The sequence below is a fragment of the Azospirillum canadense genome, from assembly GCF_025961225.1.
Classification (GTDB): Bacteria; Pseudomonadota; Alphaproteobacteria; order Azospirillales; family Azospirillaceae; genus Azospirillum; species Azospirillum canadense.
Map to the genome: position 1 here is coordinate 1,851,755 of NZ_JAOQNG010000010.1, position 17,015 is coordinate 1,868,769.

Sequence of the window (17,015 nt, forward strand, 5' to 3'; positions counted from 1 at the left end):
CCAGAAGCGCAGCCCGTTTTTCGGTGTCGGCCCGCGCCGCGTGCGCGGCGCCGGAACAGCGTCGGTTTGTAGGCGGATCAGTGGGCGAGGATGCTGTAGACGATGTAGACCGGGGTGGCCTTGAACCAGGCGGTCAGGAACTCGCGGATGGAGTGGCCCGTCTGCGAGGAGGCCGGGACGGTGCCGTGCGAGAGGGTGGTGGTCGTCATGATGTGTCTCCGTTGATCTGATGGCGTGACTATAGTCTGGTATACCAAATACAAGATACGCAATCCTCGCAGGGCAGGATGCCGGGAAAATTACGGCCGCCCCAACAGTGCGTAACTCCAGCAAAAGCCCCACATAGGACGGCGTGCGATCCGCCCGGCGGGCGGCGCTGTTAACCACAGGACACGTGCAGCGTCACGAACCGGGGGAGACACCACATGCTGGAACGCGCCGTCGTTTCGCGTCAGACCAACGCCTGCGCCTTGCTGAGTCCCGCGGACTACGAAACGCTGGAGCGGGCGGCGGCCGAGTATCTGGCGGCCCAGGGCGCGCTGATGGGGGTGATGGCCACGCTGGGGGGCACCATCGAGAAGGGGCTGAACCGCCTCCCGGAGGGCGTCAAGGACGGCATCGTCGGCAAGGTCCGCGACACGCTCGACTACGCCCAGCGGGTGTCGCTCAGCGGCATGGACAACCACGCCGGCCGCCATGCGTCGCAAGGGCTGTACAGCCTCGCCGCCGCGGCGTCGGGCGGCATCAGCGGCTTTCTCGGCCTGCCGGCGATCCTCGTGGAACTGCCGGTGACGACGGTCACCATCCTGCGGTCGATCGCCGACGTCGCCCGGTCCAAGGGCGCCGACCTCAGCGATCCCGGCGTTCAGGCGACCTGCATCGAAACCTTCGCCTACGGCGGACCCCTGGACAACGACGACGATGCCGATCTCGCCTTCTTCGCAGCCCGCGTCGGCGCGCCTGAACTGGCGGAAATCGTCGCGCGGGTCGCCGTGCGCTACGCCGGCGCCATCCTGCCGAAGGTCGCGGTGCAGGCGGTGCCGGTCACCGGCGCGGTTCTGGGCGCCGGACTCAACTGGTCCTACATGCGCTTCTACCAAGCGATGGCGAGCGTCCTGTTCACGCTGCGCCCGATCGAACTCAGGCACGACCGCGACCAGGTGCGCTCCTGCTTCGGGTCGGTGGTGCGGGAACTCAAAGGGCGGCAGGCCGGCGGGTGGCACCCCGGCTGACCGCGCCCATCACCCCCGGTGGCGCAGGGCCTCGACCAGCAGGGCGAAGGCGGGGGATGGCTGGCGGCGGCTCGGGTAATAGAGGTGGTAGCCGGCAAACGGCGCGCACCAGCCCTCCAGGACCCGCGTCAGCCGCCCGGTGTCCACATAAGGTGCGGCGAGGTCTTCCGGGACGTAGGCGAGGCCGAAGCCGCCCAGCGCGGCGCCGAGGATCCGCGACGCGTTGTTCAGCACCAGCTGCCCGTCGACGCGCACCTTCACCTCGCGGCCGCCCTTCTCGAACTCCCAGGGCATCAGCCCGCCGTAGGTGGGCAGGCGCAGGTTGATGCAGTTGTGCGCGATCAGATCCTGCGGGGTCTTCGGCGGCGGGCGGGCGGCGAAATAGGACGGCGCGCCGACCACCGCCATGCGCATGTCCGGCCCGATGCGCACCGCGATCATGTCCTTTGCGACCTGTTCGCCGAGGCGAACGCCGGCGTCGTAGCGCTCGGCGACGATGTCGGTCAGGCCATAGTCGATGATCAGCTCCACCTTGATGTCCGGGTATTCCGGCAACAGCCGTTCCAGAGCCGGCCAGAGAATCGTGTCGGCGGCGTGCTCCGCCGTGGTGATGCGGATGGTGCCCGCGGGCTTCTCGCGCAGTTCGCTGAGGGCGGCCAGTTCGGCCTCAATCTCCTCGAACCGCGGCCCCACGTTCAGCAGCAGGCGCTCCCCCGCCTCCGTCGGTGCGACGCTGCGGGTGGAGCGGGTCAGCAGCCGCAGGCCCAGCCGCTCCTCCAGCCCGCGGACGGTCTGGCTGAGCGCCGACTGCGACACGCCGAGCTTGGCCGCGGCGCGGGTGAAACTCCGCTCCCGCGCCACGGCGAGGAAGGCCAACAGGTCGTTGATGTTCTCGCGGGGCATTCATTAGCTCTGCTTATAAGATCATGCCGACTTTAGCATCTAAACGCAGGATGCCGCGGCTGTTAATCCTTGGGATACGGCCATCGCGAAACCAGGATCACACGGCAGGAACACAGGGGCGGCGGACGCCGCCGGGAAAGGGGTTTCCGATCATGGACATCAAAAGAAGTGGCTCGCAGCCGTCCGGAAAAGGTCCGGCCGAGTATTTCACCGGCACCGTCCGCATCGACCCGCTGTTCCAGGCGGACGACCCGGCCCGCGTGGCCGGCGCCAGCGTGACCTTCGAGCCGGGCGCCCGCACCGCTTGGCACACCCACCCGCTGGGCCAGACCCTGATCGTCACCGCCGGCTGCGGACGGGTGCAACGCTGGGGCGGCCCCATCGAGGAGATCCGGCCGGGCGACGTGGTCTGGTTCCCGCCGGGCGAGAAGCACTGGCACGGCGCGGCGCCGACCACCGCCATGACGCACATCGCCATCCAGGAACGGCTCGACGGCAAGGCCGTGGACTGGCTGGAACAAGTCACCGATGAACAGTATTCGGCGCAGTGACGCGCCTGAAGGACGTTGAACACATGCAAAAGCGCACACTTGGGACAAGCGGCCTTGAGGTCTCCGCCATCGGCCTCGGCTGCATGGGGATGAGCTTCGGCTACGGCCCCGCCGGCGACAGGCGGGAGATGACCGCGCTGATCCGGGCGGCCGTGGAGCGAGGCGTCACCTTCTTCGACACCGCGGAGGTGTACGGCCCCTTCACCAATGAGGAACTGGTGGGGGAGGCGCTGGCCCCCGTCCGCGACCGGGTCGTGATCGCGACCAAGTTCGGCTTCGACATCGACCCGGACAGCGGCGCGCAACGCGGCCTGGACAGCCGGCCGGAGCGCATCCGTCGGGTGGCGGAGGCTTCGCTGAAGCGGCTGCGGACCGAGACCATCGACCTGTTCTACCAGCACCGCGTGGATCCCAACGTTCCGATCGAGGACGTCGCGGGCGCGGTGAAGGACCTGATCCAGGCGGGCAAGGTCCGGCATTTCGGCCTGTCGGAGCCCGGCGTGGCGACGATCCGCCGCGCCCACGCCGTCCAGCCGGTGACCGCGGTGCAGAGCGAGTATTCGCTGTGGTGGCGCCGCCCGGAGGAAGAGGTGCTGCCGGTGCTGGAGGAACTGGGGATCGGCTTCGTCCCCTTCAGCCCGCTGGGCAAGGGCTTCCTCACCGGCGCCATCACCGAGACGACGACCTTCGCCGGTGACGACTTCCGCAACCTCGTCCCGCGCTTCTCGCCGGAGGCTCGCAAGGCGAACCAGGCGCTCGTCGACCGGCTGGGCGCCATCGCGGCGGCCAAGGGGGCGACGCCGGCCCAGATCGCCATCGCCTGGCTGCTGGCGCAAAAGCCCTGGATCGTGCCGATCCCCGGCACCACGAAGCGTCACCGGCTGGAAGAGAACCTGGGCGCCGCCACCGTCGCGCTAACCGCCGACGACCTCCGCGCCATCGGGGAGTCCCTGTCCGCCATTCCCGTGCAGGGCGACCGCTACCCGGAGCGGCTGGAGCAACTGACCAACCGCTGAGCGGAGCCGACCCCGTCCGTCCCGGCCCGTCTGTAACAGTTCGTTACCGACGGCCGGGGTGCCGGACACAATCCCGTTACAGGCCAAGCGCAGGATCAGGAGGACTTGCGGAGTCTCATTCACAGGCGCACACGGGAAACAGACATGCTGGAAACGCGGTTCAAGCCTTCCTTGCCCAACTCCCCGCTGCTCGCCGCCATGGGCTGCGGGCTGGGCCTGGTCGTCTGCGGGCACATCGGTCTTGCGGCGGCGATCTATCTGGGGCTGTGCGACATCGCCCTGGACAAGCCGGGCCTGCTGTGGGACGCGGTCGCGGCGACCGTCAGCGGCGGCTTCGTCGCGTCCGGCCGGCGCCTGATGGCCGACGCGGAATAGTCCTCCGCAAGAGTCGACGCGGAGTAGTCCTCCGCAAAAGTCATTGTCGCCGGACGGGGCGCACGGGCACTCTGCAGGCGGACTGCAGGAAGACGGAGGTCCGGTGGCGCGCTGGCTGTCCCGCAATCGTTCAAAGCTGGTGCATGCCCTGCGGATGACGGCGTCCAGCCTGGCGGCCTTCGTGCTGGCCGAGGCGTTCGGCCTGCCACAGGGATTCTGGGCCGTGATCACGGCGCTGATCGTCACGCAAAGCAACGTCGGCGGGTCGCTGAAGGCGGCGATCGACCGGTTCGTGGGGTCGCTGCTCGGCGCCGTCTACGGCAGCGCGGTTGCCTTCCTGGTCCCGCACAACGACACCCCGGCCCAGGCCGCGGCCCTGATCCTGTCCGTGGCGCCGCTGTCCTTCATGGCCGCCTTCTCCGCCGGTTTCCGGATCGCGCCGATCACCGCCATCATCGTCCTCCTGTCCGCCAGCGGCACGACGCTGGGACCGCTGGGCTTCGCGACCGACCGCATCCTGGAGGTCGGGCTCGGCTGCGCGGTCGCCATCCTCGTGTCGGTGCTGGTCGTGCCGGCCCGCGCGTCGCGGTCGGTCCTCGACACGGCGGGCGAGGTTGCAGGGCTGCTGGCCGACCAGCTGGAGACGCTGGCAGCACCCGGCGACCAGGCCGGCATGACCGCGCTGGTGGTCCGGACGCGCCAGAGCCTGAACCGGCTGGAGGTGCTGGTGGGGGAGGCGGCGCGCGAGCGGCGGAGCCGCCTGACCGACATGCCCGACCCGGAACCGCTTTTGCGCACGCTGATGCGCCTGCGGCACGACGTCGTCATGCTCCGCCGCGCGGTGGGGGAGTTGGGCGATCAGGCCCTGCCCGCCGGACCGGCGGAAAGCTGGGTGTCCGCGGCGCGCACAGGCGCCGCCGTGCTGCGGCGCTTGTCCGAGTCGCTGCCGGCGGGAAGCACGGCCGGCCCGTCCGGTGAAATGGCGGGTGCCATGGGTGACGCGATCGGCGAGTACCGGGTGACGATCGACGCGATGCGGCGGGCGCAGCAGACCCGGGATCTGCCGACCGAAACGCTCTGGCGGCTGTTCGGCACCGGATTCGCCCTGGAACAGTTCCGCCGCAACCTCGACGATCTGGTCGAACGGACGGGGGAGTTCGCCGGCCGGCGGTGATGGCCGGCGAGCCGTCGCGCCTACGCAGTGCCCAGCAGGGATTGGAAGGCGCGCAGCAGCGCGTCCTCGGTGAAGGGCTTCTGAACGACGGCAAGCTGGCCCGGCTCTTCCTCCGGAAGCTGCTCGCTGTAGCCGGTGGTCACCAGGATCGGCAGCTCGGGCCGCTGCTCGCGCATGCGGTTGATCAGGCTGGTCCCGTCGAAGTGCGGCATCCGGATGTCGGTGATCAGAATGTCGGCCGGGTCCTTCTCGTCGATCTTGTAGGCGTCGAAACCGTTGCGTCCGATGGTGACGCGGTGGCCGCGGGCTTCCAGCGTCTCCGCGATCGTCACCGCGATCAGCGGGTCGTCTTCGGCGACGATCACATGGAAAGGCTTGGACATCGTCGGCTAACCCCATTCGCGAAGCGGCAATTCCCGTCCATTTAGCCGATCGCGGGGCGGCGCACCAACTCGCAAAAGGTGATAGCCGGCGGGGGAGGGCCGGGGACTAGGAAGAACCGCCGGCCACCCCCTCACTCTTGTTGGATCGCCCGTCAGATCTCGATCTGCATGCCCAGCTCGACCACGCGGCCGGGCGGGATGCGGAAATACTCCGACGCGCTGCCCGACAGCTTGGACAGGGCGATGAAGACCAGCTCCTGCCAACGCGGCAGGTCCGGCTGGCTGGAGGGGATCAACGTCTCGCGGCTGACGAAATAGGTCGTGTCCATGGGGTCGAAGGGCAGGCCGGGGATGCGGCGCTCCAGCAGGGCGTTGTGGATGTCCGGCTCGTCCATGAAGCCGTAATGGGCGATCACCCGGAAGAAGCCCGCCGTGTAGGGCGTGACCTGGAAACGGTCGGGCGCCGGGACGTAGGGCACGTCCTCCGTCTCCACGGTCAGCAGGACCACCCGCTCGTGCAGCACCTTGTTGTGCTTCAGGTTGTGCAGAAGCGACGGCGGCAGGCCGCGCGTGTTGCTGGTCAGGAACACCGCGGTGCCGGGAACGCGGGGGACGGAGCCGCCCTTGACCCGGTCGAGGAACAGGTCCATCGGCATGCCGCTCTCGGCCAGCCGTTCGCGCAGCACCACGCGGCCGCGCCGCCACGTCATCATCAGCCCGAACACCGCCGCCGCGACGAGCAGCGGGAACCAGCCGCCGTCGGCCACCTTCAGCAGGTTCGCCCCGAAGAAGGCGAGGTCGACGCTGAGGAAGCCGACCAGCGCCAGGATCGCCGGGACCAGCGGCCAGCGGCCGAGCCGGCGCGCCACCTTGTAGGCCAGCGCCGTGGTCGCCACCATCGTGCCGGTCACCGCGATGCCGTAGGCGGCGGCGAGGTTGGTGGAGGACTGGAAGATGATCACCAGCAGCACCACGCCGACCAGCAGGAACCAGTTGATCGCCGGCAGGTAGATCTGCCCGATCTCGTGGGCCGACGTGTGCTGCACCTGCATGCGCGGCAGGTAGCGCAGGTGCATGGCCTGCCGCGTCATGGAGAAGGCGCCGGAGATCACCGCTTGGCTGGCGATCACCGTGGCCGCGGTCGCCAGCACGACGAGCGGCAGCTGCGCCCAGTCCGGGGCGAGGTGGAAGAAGGGGTTCTCGATGGCGATCGGCTCGCGCAGGATCAGGGCGCCCTGGCCGAAGTAGCAGAGCAGCAGCGACGGCAGCACCAGCCCGAACCAGGCGATCCGGATCGGGAAGCGCCCGAAATGCCCCATGTCGGCGTAGAGCGCCTCGCCCCCCGTGACCGCCAGCACGACGGCGCCCAGCAGCAGGAATCCGTGCCAGCCGTGGTCGGCCAGCATGCGGACGGCGTGGGTCGGCAGCAGCGCCTCCAGCACCTGCGGCTCCTGCACGATCTGGGCGAGGCCGAGCGCCGCCAGCACGAGGAACCAGACGACCATCACCGGCCCGAACAGGGCGCCCACCCGCGCGGTGCCGTAGCGCTGCACGACGAACAGCAGCACCAGGATGGTCAGCGTGATCGGCAGGACGAAACGGTCGAACACCGGGGTCACGACGGTCAGCCCCTCCACCGCGCTCAGCACCGAGATGGCCGGGGTGATGACCGCGTCGCCGTAGAACAGCGCCGCCCCGATGATGCCGGCGGCCATCACCGCCCGTGTCTTGCGGTGACCGGGGCGCATGCCGCGCAAGGCCAGCGCGGTCAGGGCCAGGATGCCGCCCTCGCCCTGGTTGTCGGCGCGCATGATGAAGATGACGTACTTGACCGTCACCACGACGACCAGCGCCCAGAAGATCAGCGACAGGATGCCCAGCGTGCTTTCGGGGTCCGTCGCGAAACCGCCCTGGGTGAAGCATTCCCGCAGGGTGTAGAGCGGGCTGGTGCCGATGTCCCCGTACACGACCCCCAAAGCGCCGAGTGTCAGCGCGCGGAGCTTCGCCGTGCCGTGGGTGGCGGGGGAAGGGCTTTCGGCCATGGGTTACCCGATGGAAGCGTCGAACCGGCGTGGCGCGCGCGGTTCCTCAAGGATAAGGCTCGGCTGGTTCGGGCCGGTGTCCAGCCTTCGCTGAAGCCATAAGGCGCGGCTACGCCGACCGGCCAAGCTCTGGGCCTTGATGGAAAGCACGAACCCCCTCCTAGTGTTGCGTTGCAGCGTGTTGCGTTGCGGCGCGCATCATGGGCGTACCGACGAATAAAGCAACGCTTCCGATTCAGCGTGGGCGAGTTCCAGCCGTGCGCAGACCGCAGCGGTGGGATGCGCCCGCTGTGGTTTTGCAACGGTTGGCCGTTCGGCGGGTTGAGCGGACAATTCCCCCGTTCCAATCCCGATTTCAGGAGAAAGCCCATGGCGTCGACCGGGTCGGATACCCCCGTCTGGTTCATCACCGGCTGTTCCACCGGCTTCGGCCGGGAACTCGCCCGTCTCGTGCTGGAGCGCGGCTGGCGGGTCGTGGCGACCGCGCGCAATCCGGACACCCTGAAGGATCTCGTGGCCGGGCACGATGGCCGCGGCCTCGCCGTCCGGCTGGACGTCACGGACCAGGGCCAAGTCGACGGCGCGGTGCGCGCGGCGGAGCAGGCCTTCGGCCGCATCGACGTGCTGGTGAACAACGCCGGCTACGGCTACCTGTCGGCGGTGGAGGAAGGCGAGGACGCGGAAATCCGCGCCATGTTCGACACCAACGTCTTCGGGTTGGCCGCCGTCACCCGCGCCGTGCTGCCGGGCATGCGCGCGCGACGGACGGGGTGCATCGTCAACATTTCCTCCCAGGGCGGGATGATCGGCTTCCCCGGCTCCGGCTACTACGCCGCCACCAAGTTCGCGGTGGAGGGCCTGTCGGAATCGCTGTCGAAGGAGGTCGGGCCGCTCGGCCTGCGCGTGCTGATCGTCGAGCCCGGGCCGTTCCGCACCGACTGGGCCGGCCGCTCGCTGAAGCAGTCCGCGACCTTCATCGACGACTATGACGCGACGGCGGGATCGCGGCGCAAGCAGATCTCCGGCTACAGCGGCAAGCAGCCCGGCGACCCGGTGCGCGCGGCGGAAGCGATCATCAAGGCGGTGCAGTCGGACAAGCCGCCACTGCGCCTCGTGCTCGGCCGCATGGCCTTCGAGGGCGTGACCGGCAAGCTGAAGACGACCTTGGAGGAGATTGAGTCCTGGAAGGACACCTCCCTGGGGGCGGATTTCCCGGACGCCTAAAACGTCTTCACGCCGTTGACGCAGGTCAGCACGGCGTAGAGGGAGGTCGTGGCGCAGATGTACAGGCGGTTCCGCTTCGGACCGCCGAAGACGACGTTGGCCACGACCTCCGGCACGCGGACCCTGCCGATCAGCGTGCCGTCGGGGTGGTAGCAGTGGACGCCGTCGCCGGCGCTGGTCCAGATACGCCCGTCCTCGTCCAGGCGGAAGCCGTCGAACAGGCCGGCGGTGCAAGTGGCGAAGACCTCCCCGCCGGACAGGCCGCCATTGTCTGAAACCGCGAAGGTTCGGATGTGCCGCGGCCCGTCCGCGACGTGGGTCGCCCCGGTGTCGGCGATGTAGAGCGTCCGTTCGTCCGCGGAGAAGGCGAGGCCGTTCGGCCGCACGAAGTCGTCCGCGGCGATGGTCACCGCACCGCTGCGCGGGTCGATCCGGTAGACGTGGCAGGCGCCTATCTCGCTCTTCGCCTTGTGCCCTTCATAGTCGCTGTCGATGCCGTAGGCCGGGTCGGTGAAGTAGATCGTCCCGTCGGAGCGGACAACGACGTCGTTGGGGCTGTTCAGCCGCTTGCCCTCGTACCGGTCGGCCAGCACGGTGACGGTCCCGTCATGCTCCGTCCGGGTGACGCGCCGATTGCCGTGCTCGCAGGTCACCAGCCTCCCCCCGCGGTCCACCGTGTTGCCGTTGGAATAGCCGGACGGGGAGCGGAAGACCCCGACCGTCTCCGTCGTCTCGTCGTAGCGCAGCATGCGGTCGTTGGGGATGTCGCTCCAGACGAGATAACGGCCCGCCGGGAAATAGGCCGGCCCCTCCGCCCAGCGGCAGCCGGTGTGGAGCAGGTCGAGCCGCGCGTTGGAGTTGACCAGCCGGCGGAAACGCGGATCCAAAATCTCGGTCAACGGGCCCATGGCATCCTCACGCGATGGCGGTGCGCGCAGCTTACATGGGTGTTGGTCCAGAACGTAACTATCCGATTGGCTGATTGATAGACGGTCTAACATTTGGAAGACTGCCCCTGTATCCGCCGCGCACCGCCGGAGTGGACCGGCCGTCGCCGGGCGGACGAAAAGGCCTGGAAAGGGCCATCCAATCAGGGCATTCAATCGGGGAGGAGTCACCATGATGCGCAGCCTGCGTCTGCCGGCGGCCGTGGTTGCCGGCCTGCTGCTGTCCACCGCCGCCGCGGTCGCCGCGCCCAAGACGGCCTCCGGGCCGGGGCCGGAGCCGCAATGCTTCAAGCCGTGGAAGGCGGACACGAAGTACATGCAGTGGCCGAAGAAGGATGGACCCTACCGGGTCGCCATCGTCAACGGCTTCGTCGGCAACACCTGGCGCATCCAGATGATCCAGACCGCCAAGGCCTACGCCGAGCAGCCCGGCATGAAGGAGCGCATCAAGGAGCTGAAGGTCGTCTCCACCGGCACCGACGTGGCGGCGCAGCTGGGCGCCATGGAGGATTTCATCAACCAGGGCTACGACGCCATCGTCACCATCGCGGTCGCCCCCGACGGCTTTGACCGGGTGATCCGGTTGGCCGACCGCAACAACGTCGTCGTGGTGCCCTTCGACAACGTGCTGGACACCGACAAGGTGATGCAGGTCAACGAGGACCAGCTGGAGATCGGCCGCATTGCCGGCCGCCACATCCTGAAGGAGCTGGGGTCCAAGCGCGAGGGCAAGATCCTGGAGGTGCGTGGCTTGCCCGGCAACTCCGTCGACCGTGACCGCCACCTGGGCTTCCGCGAGGTGGTGGAGAAGGAAGCACCCAAGTTCCAGATCATCGAGATCGTCGGAAACTGGGACGACGGCACCTCCCAGAAGGCGACCGCCGACGCGCTGGCCGTGCACGGGCGGTTCGACGCGGTCTTCACCCAGGGCGGCTCCACCGGCACCGTGCGCGCCATGATGGACGCCAAGCACCCCTTCGTGCCCATGGCCGGCGAGTCCGAGAACGGCTACCGCAAGCTGATCGCCGAGCACGCCAAGGACGGGCTGAAGGGCCTGTCCTACGGCCAGTCGGCCGGCCTCGTCGCCATCTCCATGAAGGCGGCGCTCGCGGCGCTGGAGGGCAACCCGATGCCCCAGCTGATCTCCGTCCCGATCCCGGTGGAGGATTACACGTCGCTGAAGGCGGGGGTGAACTACTGGCCCGACCTGACCGACAACTTCTTCACGGCCAACGCCTTCCCGGCCTGCGGCGTGAACATCTCCGCGCCGGAGATCATGGCGAAGGATGCACAGAACGTGAAATAGCGGCGGTGCGGTGAGCGGGTGCGCGCTTTTAACCCTCTCCCCCCTGGGGAGAGGGGAGGGTGAGGGGGTCTCGCGACTCTGGGACGTCCGGCAAAAGCGCAACCCCCTCACCCTAACCCTCTTCCCAGGGGGGAGAGGGGACTTTCACGAATGTGAGCGGTGCACCCTGTGATCCAAACCGACTCCCGCGCTCCCTTCCTCACACTCACCGGCATTTCCAAGCGCTACGGCGGCGTGCGGGCGCTGGATGGGGTGACGTTCGCCTGCGGGCGCGGGTCGATCCACGCCGTGCTGGGGGAGAACGGGGCCGGGAAGTCCACGCTGATCAAGATCGTCTCCGGCGTCGTGCAGCCGGACGAGGGCGTGATGCGGCTGGACGGACGGGAGGTCGCCTTTCCCAACCCCGCCGCCGCCAACCGGGCGGGCGTGGTTTGCGTGTTCCAGGAACTGTCGCTGATGCCCGACCTGACGGTCGCGGACAACATTCTGGCGGCCGACCCGCCGCGCCGCTTCGGCCTGATCGACGGGCGGGCGCAGCGCCGCCGGGCGGAGGAGTTGCTGGCCTCCATCGGCTGCGCGGATGTGGATCCGCGGCTGCGCGTGCGCGACCTGCCGCTGTCGCGGCGGCAGATGGTGGAGATCGCCAAGGCGTTGGCGAAGAAGCCGCGGCTGCTGATCCTGGACGAGGCGACCTCCGCCCTGACCGCGGCTGATGTGGAGCGGGTCTACGCCATGCTGCGGCGGCTGAAGGCCGACGGCGTGGCGATCCTCTACATCTCCCACCGCATGCACGAGATCGACGCGCTGGCCGACACGCTGTCGGTCTTCCGCAACGGCCGCCACATCGAGACCTTCGCGAAGGGCGCCCGCTCCCCCGACCGCATCGTGGAGCTGATGATCGGCCGCGAGATCACCGCCCAGTACCCGCCGAAGCCTCGCCGCTCCCGCCCGAAGCCGCGGCTGGAGGTGCGCGACCTGTCCTGGGGCGAGCGGCTGAGGGGCCTGTCCTTCTCCGTCGGTTCGGGCGAGATCGTCGGGCTCGGCGGGCTGGACGGGCAGGGGCAGAAGGAGGTGCTGCTGGCCCTGTTCGGCGTGCTGAAGGGGGTGGGCGGGACGGTGACCGTGGACGGGCGCCCGCATCGCCCGGGATCCCCGGCGGAGGCCAAGGACGGCGGGCTCGCCCTGATCCCGGAGGACCGCAAGACGGAAGGGCTGATGCTGCCCATGTCCATTGCCGACAATCTTGTCGCGGCCTCGCTGAAGCCCCTGTCCAAGGGCTTTGTCATCGACCGGGCGAAGGAACGCGCGGCGGTGGCCGACGCGGTGCGGCGGCTTCAGATCAAGATCGGCAACGCGGACGACGCCGTCTCCACCCTGTCCGGCGGCAACCAGCAGAAGGTCGTCATCGCCAAGTGGCTGATGACGGGGCCGGGGCTGATCCTGCTGAACGACCCGACGCGCGGCATCGACGTGGGCACGAAGCAGGAGATTTACCGGCTGCTGCGCGACCTCGCCGACGGCGGCGCGGCCATCCTCTTCTACTCCACGGACTATGACGAGCTGATCGGCTGCTGCGACCGGGTCAGCGTGATGTACGACGGGCGCATCGTGCGCGAGCTGGAGGGTGACGCCATCACCGAACGGGCCATCGTCGCAAGCGCGCTGAACATGGGAAATAGGGTGCCCCATCATGGCTGACGCCGCGCTCTCCACCGCTCCTCGCGCGGCCCGTGGCGGCACCCTCGCGTTGCGGCTGCGGCAGAATGCGGGGCTGCTGGGGGCGATCGGGCTCTTCGTCCTTTTCTACGGTGTCTACAACCTGTACCACCCCCGCGGCTTCAGCCAGCAGGTGCTGATCCAGAACGCCAATGAGGTCTTCACCATCGCGCTGGTCGCCATGGCGCAGACGGTGCCGGTGATCCTGGGCGGGCTCGACCTGTCGGTGGGCGCGGTCATGACGCTGGTGAACTGCCTCGCCAGCCACCTCGTGGCGGGAGGACCGGGGGAGATCGGGCTGGGCATTCTCGCCTGCCTCGCCGCCGGGACGGCGTTCGGCTTCCTCAACGGCTGCGTCGTAGTCTACGGGCGCATCCAGCCGATCATTGCGACGCTGGCGACCGGGGCCATAGCCATCGGGCTCGCCCTGTTCCTGCGGCCGAAGCCGGGCGGCAAGCTGGACGCCGACCTGTCCTGGGCGATGACCAATTCGCTCGGAGACTTCGCGGAGACCTACGGCCTCTTTGGCGATGGATCTGGGGGCGGGCAGGCGCCCTGGTTCCAGCCCATCGCCGGGATCCCGGTGCCTCTGGTGCTGCTGGTCCTGGTGGCGGTCGGCGTCTGGATGCCGTTCCGGCGAACGCTGACCGGGCGTACGGTCTACGCCGTGGGATCGGCGGAGGGGGCGGCCTTCATGTCCGGGCTGCCGATCGCGCGGGCGAAGCTGGCGGCCTTCACGATGGCGGGCTTCTTCGCCGGGGTCGGCGGGCTGTTCCTGGCGATCCAGACCTCCACCGGCAACGCCGACATCCCGCAGGCCGGGGCCTACACGCTGAACTCCATCGCCGCGGTGGTGATCGGCGGGACGTCGCTGCTGGGCGGCACGGGCGGGGCCGTCGCCTCGGTGATCGGGGCGCTGGTGCTGCGGGCGATCTCCTTCAACTTCCGCATCTTCGACATCCCGCCGCTGATGCAGCCGTTGGTCGAGGGGCTGGTGCTGCTGGCGGCGGTCAGCCTGGGCGCGCTGCGGGCGCTCCGCACCCGGAACCGGCTGGAGCTGTTCCGATGATCGCCGGCGCGCCCCTGGCCCTCAGGGCCGACACCAAGCCGATCCTGATCGCCGCCGGCTTCGTGCTGGTGATCCTGGCGGTCGGCACCGCCTACACGCTGGCGACGCAAGGGGCGGCGACGCTGCTGTCCCCCGCCTACCTGATCCAGCAGTTGCAGACCGGTGCCTTCCTGGGGCTGGTGGCGGCGGGGATGATGCTGGTCATCCTGATCGGCCACATCGACCTGTCCGTGGCCTGGACCCTGGCCGCCGCGGCCATGACCGCCACGGCGGTGGGCGGGCCGCTGGCCTTGCCGGCGGGGCTGGCCGTGGGCGTGGCGGTCGGGCTTCTGAACGGGATCGGCGTCGCCTACCTGCGCGTGCCGTCCATGATCTTCACACTGGGCGTCAACGCCGTGCTGCGCGGACTGATGGTCGCCCAGACCGGCGGCTTCGCTCCGCAGACCGCCGCCACCGACGCCATGCGCTTCCTGGGCGCGGAGCGGATCGCCGGCATGCCGGTGGCGGTGCTGGTCTGGGCGGCGGTGTCGCTGCTGACCGCCGGGCTGCTGTCCCGCACCGCCTTCGGCAAGGCGCTCTACGGGATGGGCAATTCGGAGGCCGCGGCTTATCTCTCGGGCATCCGGACGCGGCGGGTGACCATCCTGGCCTTCGTCCTGTGCTCCGTCCTCGCCAGCCTCGCCGGGGTGATGCTGGCCGGCTATTCGACCAAGGCCTACCAGGGGATGGGCGACGCCTACGTCCTGCCGGCCATCGCCGCGGTCGTGATCGGCGGCACCCACATCCTGGGCGGGCGGGGGCGGTACCTCGGCACCGTGGTCGGGGTGATCCTGATCGTGCTGCTGAACTCGGTGCTCTCGATCATGCAGATGCCGGAGGCCGGGCGGCAGGTCATCTACGGCGGCGTCATCATCGCCATGCTGCTGGTCTACGGCCGCGGGGCGCCGACACGATCTTGAAAGCGCCATGAGGTGATGTCCGCGGACACAAGGAATGGCCCTCGCCCCCCTGGGGAGAGGGAGGGGACCCGCGCCGTAGGCGCGGGGGTGAGGGGGCCGGCGCGCTCCGCGCGCCGCCAAGGGGCATTCTGCCCCTTGGCAATCCCCTGGCACAGGCGTTGCCTGTGCTGCCCCCTCACCCTAACCCTCTCCCCGGAGGGGAGAGGGAATATGCAGCACTGCCGGACGGACGATTGCCGGGCTTCTATTGCTTTGGCACACTCCGTTCGTGCCCGCAACGTTTTGCTGTGGCAGCAATTCCACCAACAAAGAAGCAAGGGGGAAACGGGACATGGGACTGAAACACCTGTCCGTGACCTTGGGGGCTGCCGTCATTCTGGTCGCCGGCCAAGCCGGGGCCGCCTCTCCGCCGCCGGTACCGGGCGAGAACGGCATGGTCGCCACGGCGCAGCATCTGGCCTCCAAGGTCGGCGCCGACATCCTGCGCCAGGGCGGCAACGCCGTGGACGCCGCGGTGGCGGTCGGCTACGCGCTGGCTGTGGTCTATCCGGCGGCCGGCAACCTGGGCGGCGGCGGCTTCATGACCATCCGCTTCGCCGACGGGCGCACGACCTTCCTGGACTTCCGCGAGAAGGCGCCGCTGGCCGCCACGGAGACCATGTACCTGGACGCGTCCGGCAACCCGATCCCCAAGGCCAGCACGCGCGGCTACCTCGCGGCCGGCGTTCCGGGCTCCGTCGCCGGGTTCGACACTGCGCTCGCCAAATACGGCACGATGAAGCGCGACGCGGTGATGGCCCCGGCCATCAGCTACGCGGAGAACGGCTTCACGCTGTTGCAGGGCGACGTCAACCTGCTGGGCGACGCGACGGAGGACTTCCAGAAGGACCCGACCTCCGCCGCCATCTTCCTGAAGAACGGCCAGCCCTTCCAGATCGGCGATAAGCTGGTTCAGAAGGACCTCGCCAACACCCTGAAGCAGATCGCTTCGACGGGGGCGGACGCCTTCTACAAGGGCCCGATCGCGGACGAGATCGTGCGCGCTTCCCAGGCCGGCAAGGGCATCTTCAGCAAGGCGGACTTCGAGCAATACAACGTCCGTGAGCTGAAGCCCATCGAGTGCAACTACAAGGGCTACACCATCACTTCGGCGCCGCCTCCCAGCTCCGGCGGCGTGGTCATCTGCCAGATCCTGAACATCCTGGAAGGCTATCCGCTCAAGGAGTGGGGCTTCAACTCGGCGCAGAGCGTCCACACCATGGTCGAGGCGATGCGCCACGCCTATGTGGACCGCAACAGCGCGCTGGGCGACCCGGATTTCGTGAAGAACCCGATCGACCGGCTGCTGGACAAGAAATACGCGGAATCGATCCGCGCCGTGATCCCGGCGGACAAGGCCGCCAACTCCAAGGACGTGGCGCCGGGCACCGCCCCGCACGAGGGCACCAACACGACCCACTATTCCATCACCGACAAGGACGGCAACGCCGTCGCGGTGACCTACACGCTGAACGACTGGTTCGGCGCGCGCGTCACCGCCGGCAGCACCGGCGTGCTGCTGAACGACGAGATGGACGATTTCACCATCAAGCCGGGTGTGCCCAACCTCTACGGCCTCGTCCAGGGCAAGGCGAACGCCATCGCGCCGGGCAAGCGCCCGCTGTCCTCCATGAGCCCGACCATCGTGTCCAAGGACGGCAAGTTGTCCATGGTCGTCGGCAGCCCCGGCGGGTCGCGCATCATCACCATCACCCTGCAGACGATCCTGAACGTGCTGGAGCATGGGATGGACATCCAGCAGGCGACCGACGCGCCGCGCATCCACCACCAGTGGCAGCCGGACGTCGTCTATGCGGAGCCCTTCGCCCTGTCCCCCGACACCAAGAAGATGCTGGAGGGCATGGGCTACAAGATCACGGAGCAGAAGCCCTGGGGCGACGTGGACGCCGTTCTGGTCGGCGGGCCGGCGCTCGGCCAGACCATGGGCAAGTTCCGCTACTTCGGCGCCAACGACAACCGCCGCCAGCCCGGTGAGGCGGTCGGCTACTGACGTTTGGAATCACCACAGAGGCACGGAGACACAGAGAAGCCGCACCCTCCGTGTCTCTGTGTCTCTGT

16 protein-coding genes are annotated in these 17,015 nt (G+C 68.8%); 11 read left to right on the forward strand and 5 right to left on the reverse strand.

Features of this window, described 5'->3' with window-relative positions:
- Positions 1–77: 77 nt before the first annotated feature.
- Positions 78–209 carry a hypothetical protein gene (locus tag M2351_RS44235; RefSeq protein ID WP_264662289.1) on the reverse strand — a complete coding sequence of 44 codons (132 nt, stop codon included), beginning with the start codon at positions 207–209 and terminating at the stop codon, positions 78–80.
- Between the two features lie 216 nt (positions 210–425).
- Between M2351_RS44235 and M2351_RS44240 the strand changes: the two genes are divergently transcribed.
- Positions 426–1,232 (forward strand): EcsC family protein, encoded by an 807-nt coding sequence (locus M2351_RS44240; RefSeq protein ID WP_264662290.1) that lies wholly within the window; start codon positions 426–428, stop codon positions 1,230–1,232.
- 9 nt (positions 1,233–1,241) lie between these two features.
- Here the strand turns inward: M2351_RS44240 and M2351_RS44245 are convergent, their stop codons facing one another.
- Positions 1,242–2,135: a LysR family transcriptional regulator gene (locus tag M2351_RS44245; RefSeq protein WP_264662291.1), complete on the reverse strand. Its 894-nt coding sequence runs from the start codon at positions 2,133–2,135 to the stop codon at positions 1,242–1,244.
- Between the two features lie 152 nt (positions 2,136–2,287).
- On the opposite strand from M2351_RS44245, the gene M2351_RS44250 reads away from it, so the two are divergent.
- From M2351_RS44250 to M2351_RS44265, 4 genes are all read left to right on the forward strand, one after another.
- A complete protein-coding gene (locus M2351_RS44250; protein WP_264662292.1) occupies positions 2,288–2,686 on the forward strand; it encodes a (R)-mandelonitrile lyase in 399 nt (132 codons plus the stop codon).
- A gap of 23 nt (positions 2,687–2,709) precedes the next feature.
- A complete protein-coding gene (locus tag M2351_RS44255) occupies positions 2,710–3,702 on the forward strand; it encodes an aldo/keto reductase (RefSeq protein WP_264662293.1) in 993 nt (330 codons plus the stop codon).
- 144 nt (positions 3,703–3,846) lie between these two features.
- On the forward strand, positions 3,847–4,077 hold the full coding sequence (locus M2351_RS44260; RefSeq protein ID WP_264662294.1) for a hypothetical protein: 231 nt from the start codon (positions 3,847–3,849) through the stop codon (positions 4,075–4,077).
- Positions 4,078–4,216: 139 nt separating this feature from the next.
- Complete coding sequence (locus tag M2351_RS44265) at positions 4,217–5,251, forward strand: FUSC family protein (protein ID WP_264662462.1); 1,035 nt, start codon at positions 4,217–4,219, stop codon at positions 5,249–5,251.
- A 20-nt stretch (positions 5,252–5,271) separates the two neighbouring features.
- Here the strand turns inward: M2351_RS44265 and M2351_RS44270 are convergent, their stop codons facing one another.
- Both M2351_RS44270 and M2351_RS44275 read right to left on the reverse strand, forming a co-directional pair.
- A complete protein-coding gene (locus M2351_RS44270; RefSeq protein WP_264662295.1) occupies positions 5,272–5,634 on the reverse strand; it encodes a response regulator in 363 nt (120 codons plus the stop codon).
- A 152-nt stretch (positions 5,635–5,786) separates the two neighbouring features.
- Positions 5,787–7,676, reverse strand: a complete 1,890-nt coding sequence (locus M2351_RS44275; protein WP_264662296.1) for a potassium transporter Kup — start codon at positions 7,674–7,676, stop codon at positions 5,787–5,789.
- 369 nt (positions 7,677–8,045) lie between these two features.
- Here M2351_RS44275 and M2351_RS44280 point away from each other — a divergent pair, with 369 nt between their 5' ends.
- Positions 8,046–8,900, forward strand: coding sequence for an oxidoreductase (locus M2351_RS44280; protein ID WP_264662297.1), 855 nt, complete (start codon positions 8,046–8,048; stop codon positions 8,898–8,900).
- Here the strand turns inward: M2351_RS44280 and M2351_RS44285 are convergent.
- Positions 8,897–9,808, reverse strand: coding sequence for an SMP-30/gluconolactonase/LRE family protein (locus M2351_RS44285; RefSeq protein WP_264662298.1), 912 nt, complete (start codon positions 9,806–9,808; stop codon positions 8,897–8,899). The two genes, M2351_RS44280 and M2351_RS44285, sit on opposite strands and share 4 nt — an antisense overlap.
- Before the next feature lie 211 nt (positions 9,809–10,019).
- Between M2351_RS44285 and M2351_RS44290 the strand changes: the two genes are divergently transcribed.
- The 5 genes from M2351_RS44290 to ggt all read left to right on the forward strand — a co-directional run bounded on the left by M2351_RS44290 (position 10,020) and on the right by ggt (position 16,947).
- Entirely contained in the window at positions 10,020–11,153 is a 1,134-nt protein-coding gene (locus M2351_RS44290) for a sugar ABC transporter substrate-binding protein (RefSeq protein ID WP_264662299.1), read from the forward strand.
- Between the two features lie 168 nt (positions 11,154–11,321).
- Positions 11,322–12,851, forward strand: a complete 1,530-nt coding sequence (locus M2351_RS44295) for a sugar ABC transporter ATP-binding protein (protein WP_264662300.1) — start codon at positions 11,322–11,324, stop codon at positions 12,849–12,851.
- A complete protein-coding gene (locus tag M2351_RS44300; RefSeq protein ID WP_264662301.1) occupies positions 12,844–13,938 on the forward strand; it encodes an ABC transporter permease in 1,095 nt (364 codons plus the stop codon). The genes M2351_RS44295 and M2351_RS44300 overlap by 8 nt, the downstream gene beginning before the upstream one ends.
- A complete protein-coding gene (locus M2351_RS44305) occupies positions 13,935–14,897 on the forward strand; it encodes an ABC transporter permease (RefSeq protein WP_264662302.1) in 963 nt (320 codons plus the stop codon). The genes M2351_RS44300 and M2351_RS44305 overlap by 4 nt, the downstream gene beginning before the upstream one ends.
- Positions 14,898–15,228: 331 nt before the next feature.
- Positions 15,229–16,947: a gamma-glutamyltransferase gene (gene ggt, locus M2351_RS44310; protein ID WP_264662303.1), complete on the forward strand. Its 1,719-nt coding sequence runs from the start codon at positions 15,229–15,231 to the stop codon at positions 16,945–16,947.
- The last annotated feature ends 68 nt before the right edge of the window (positions 16,948–17,015 follow it).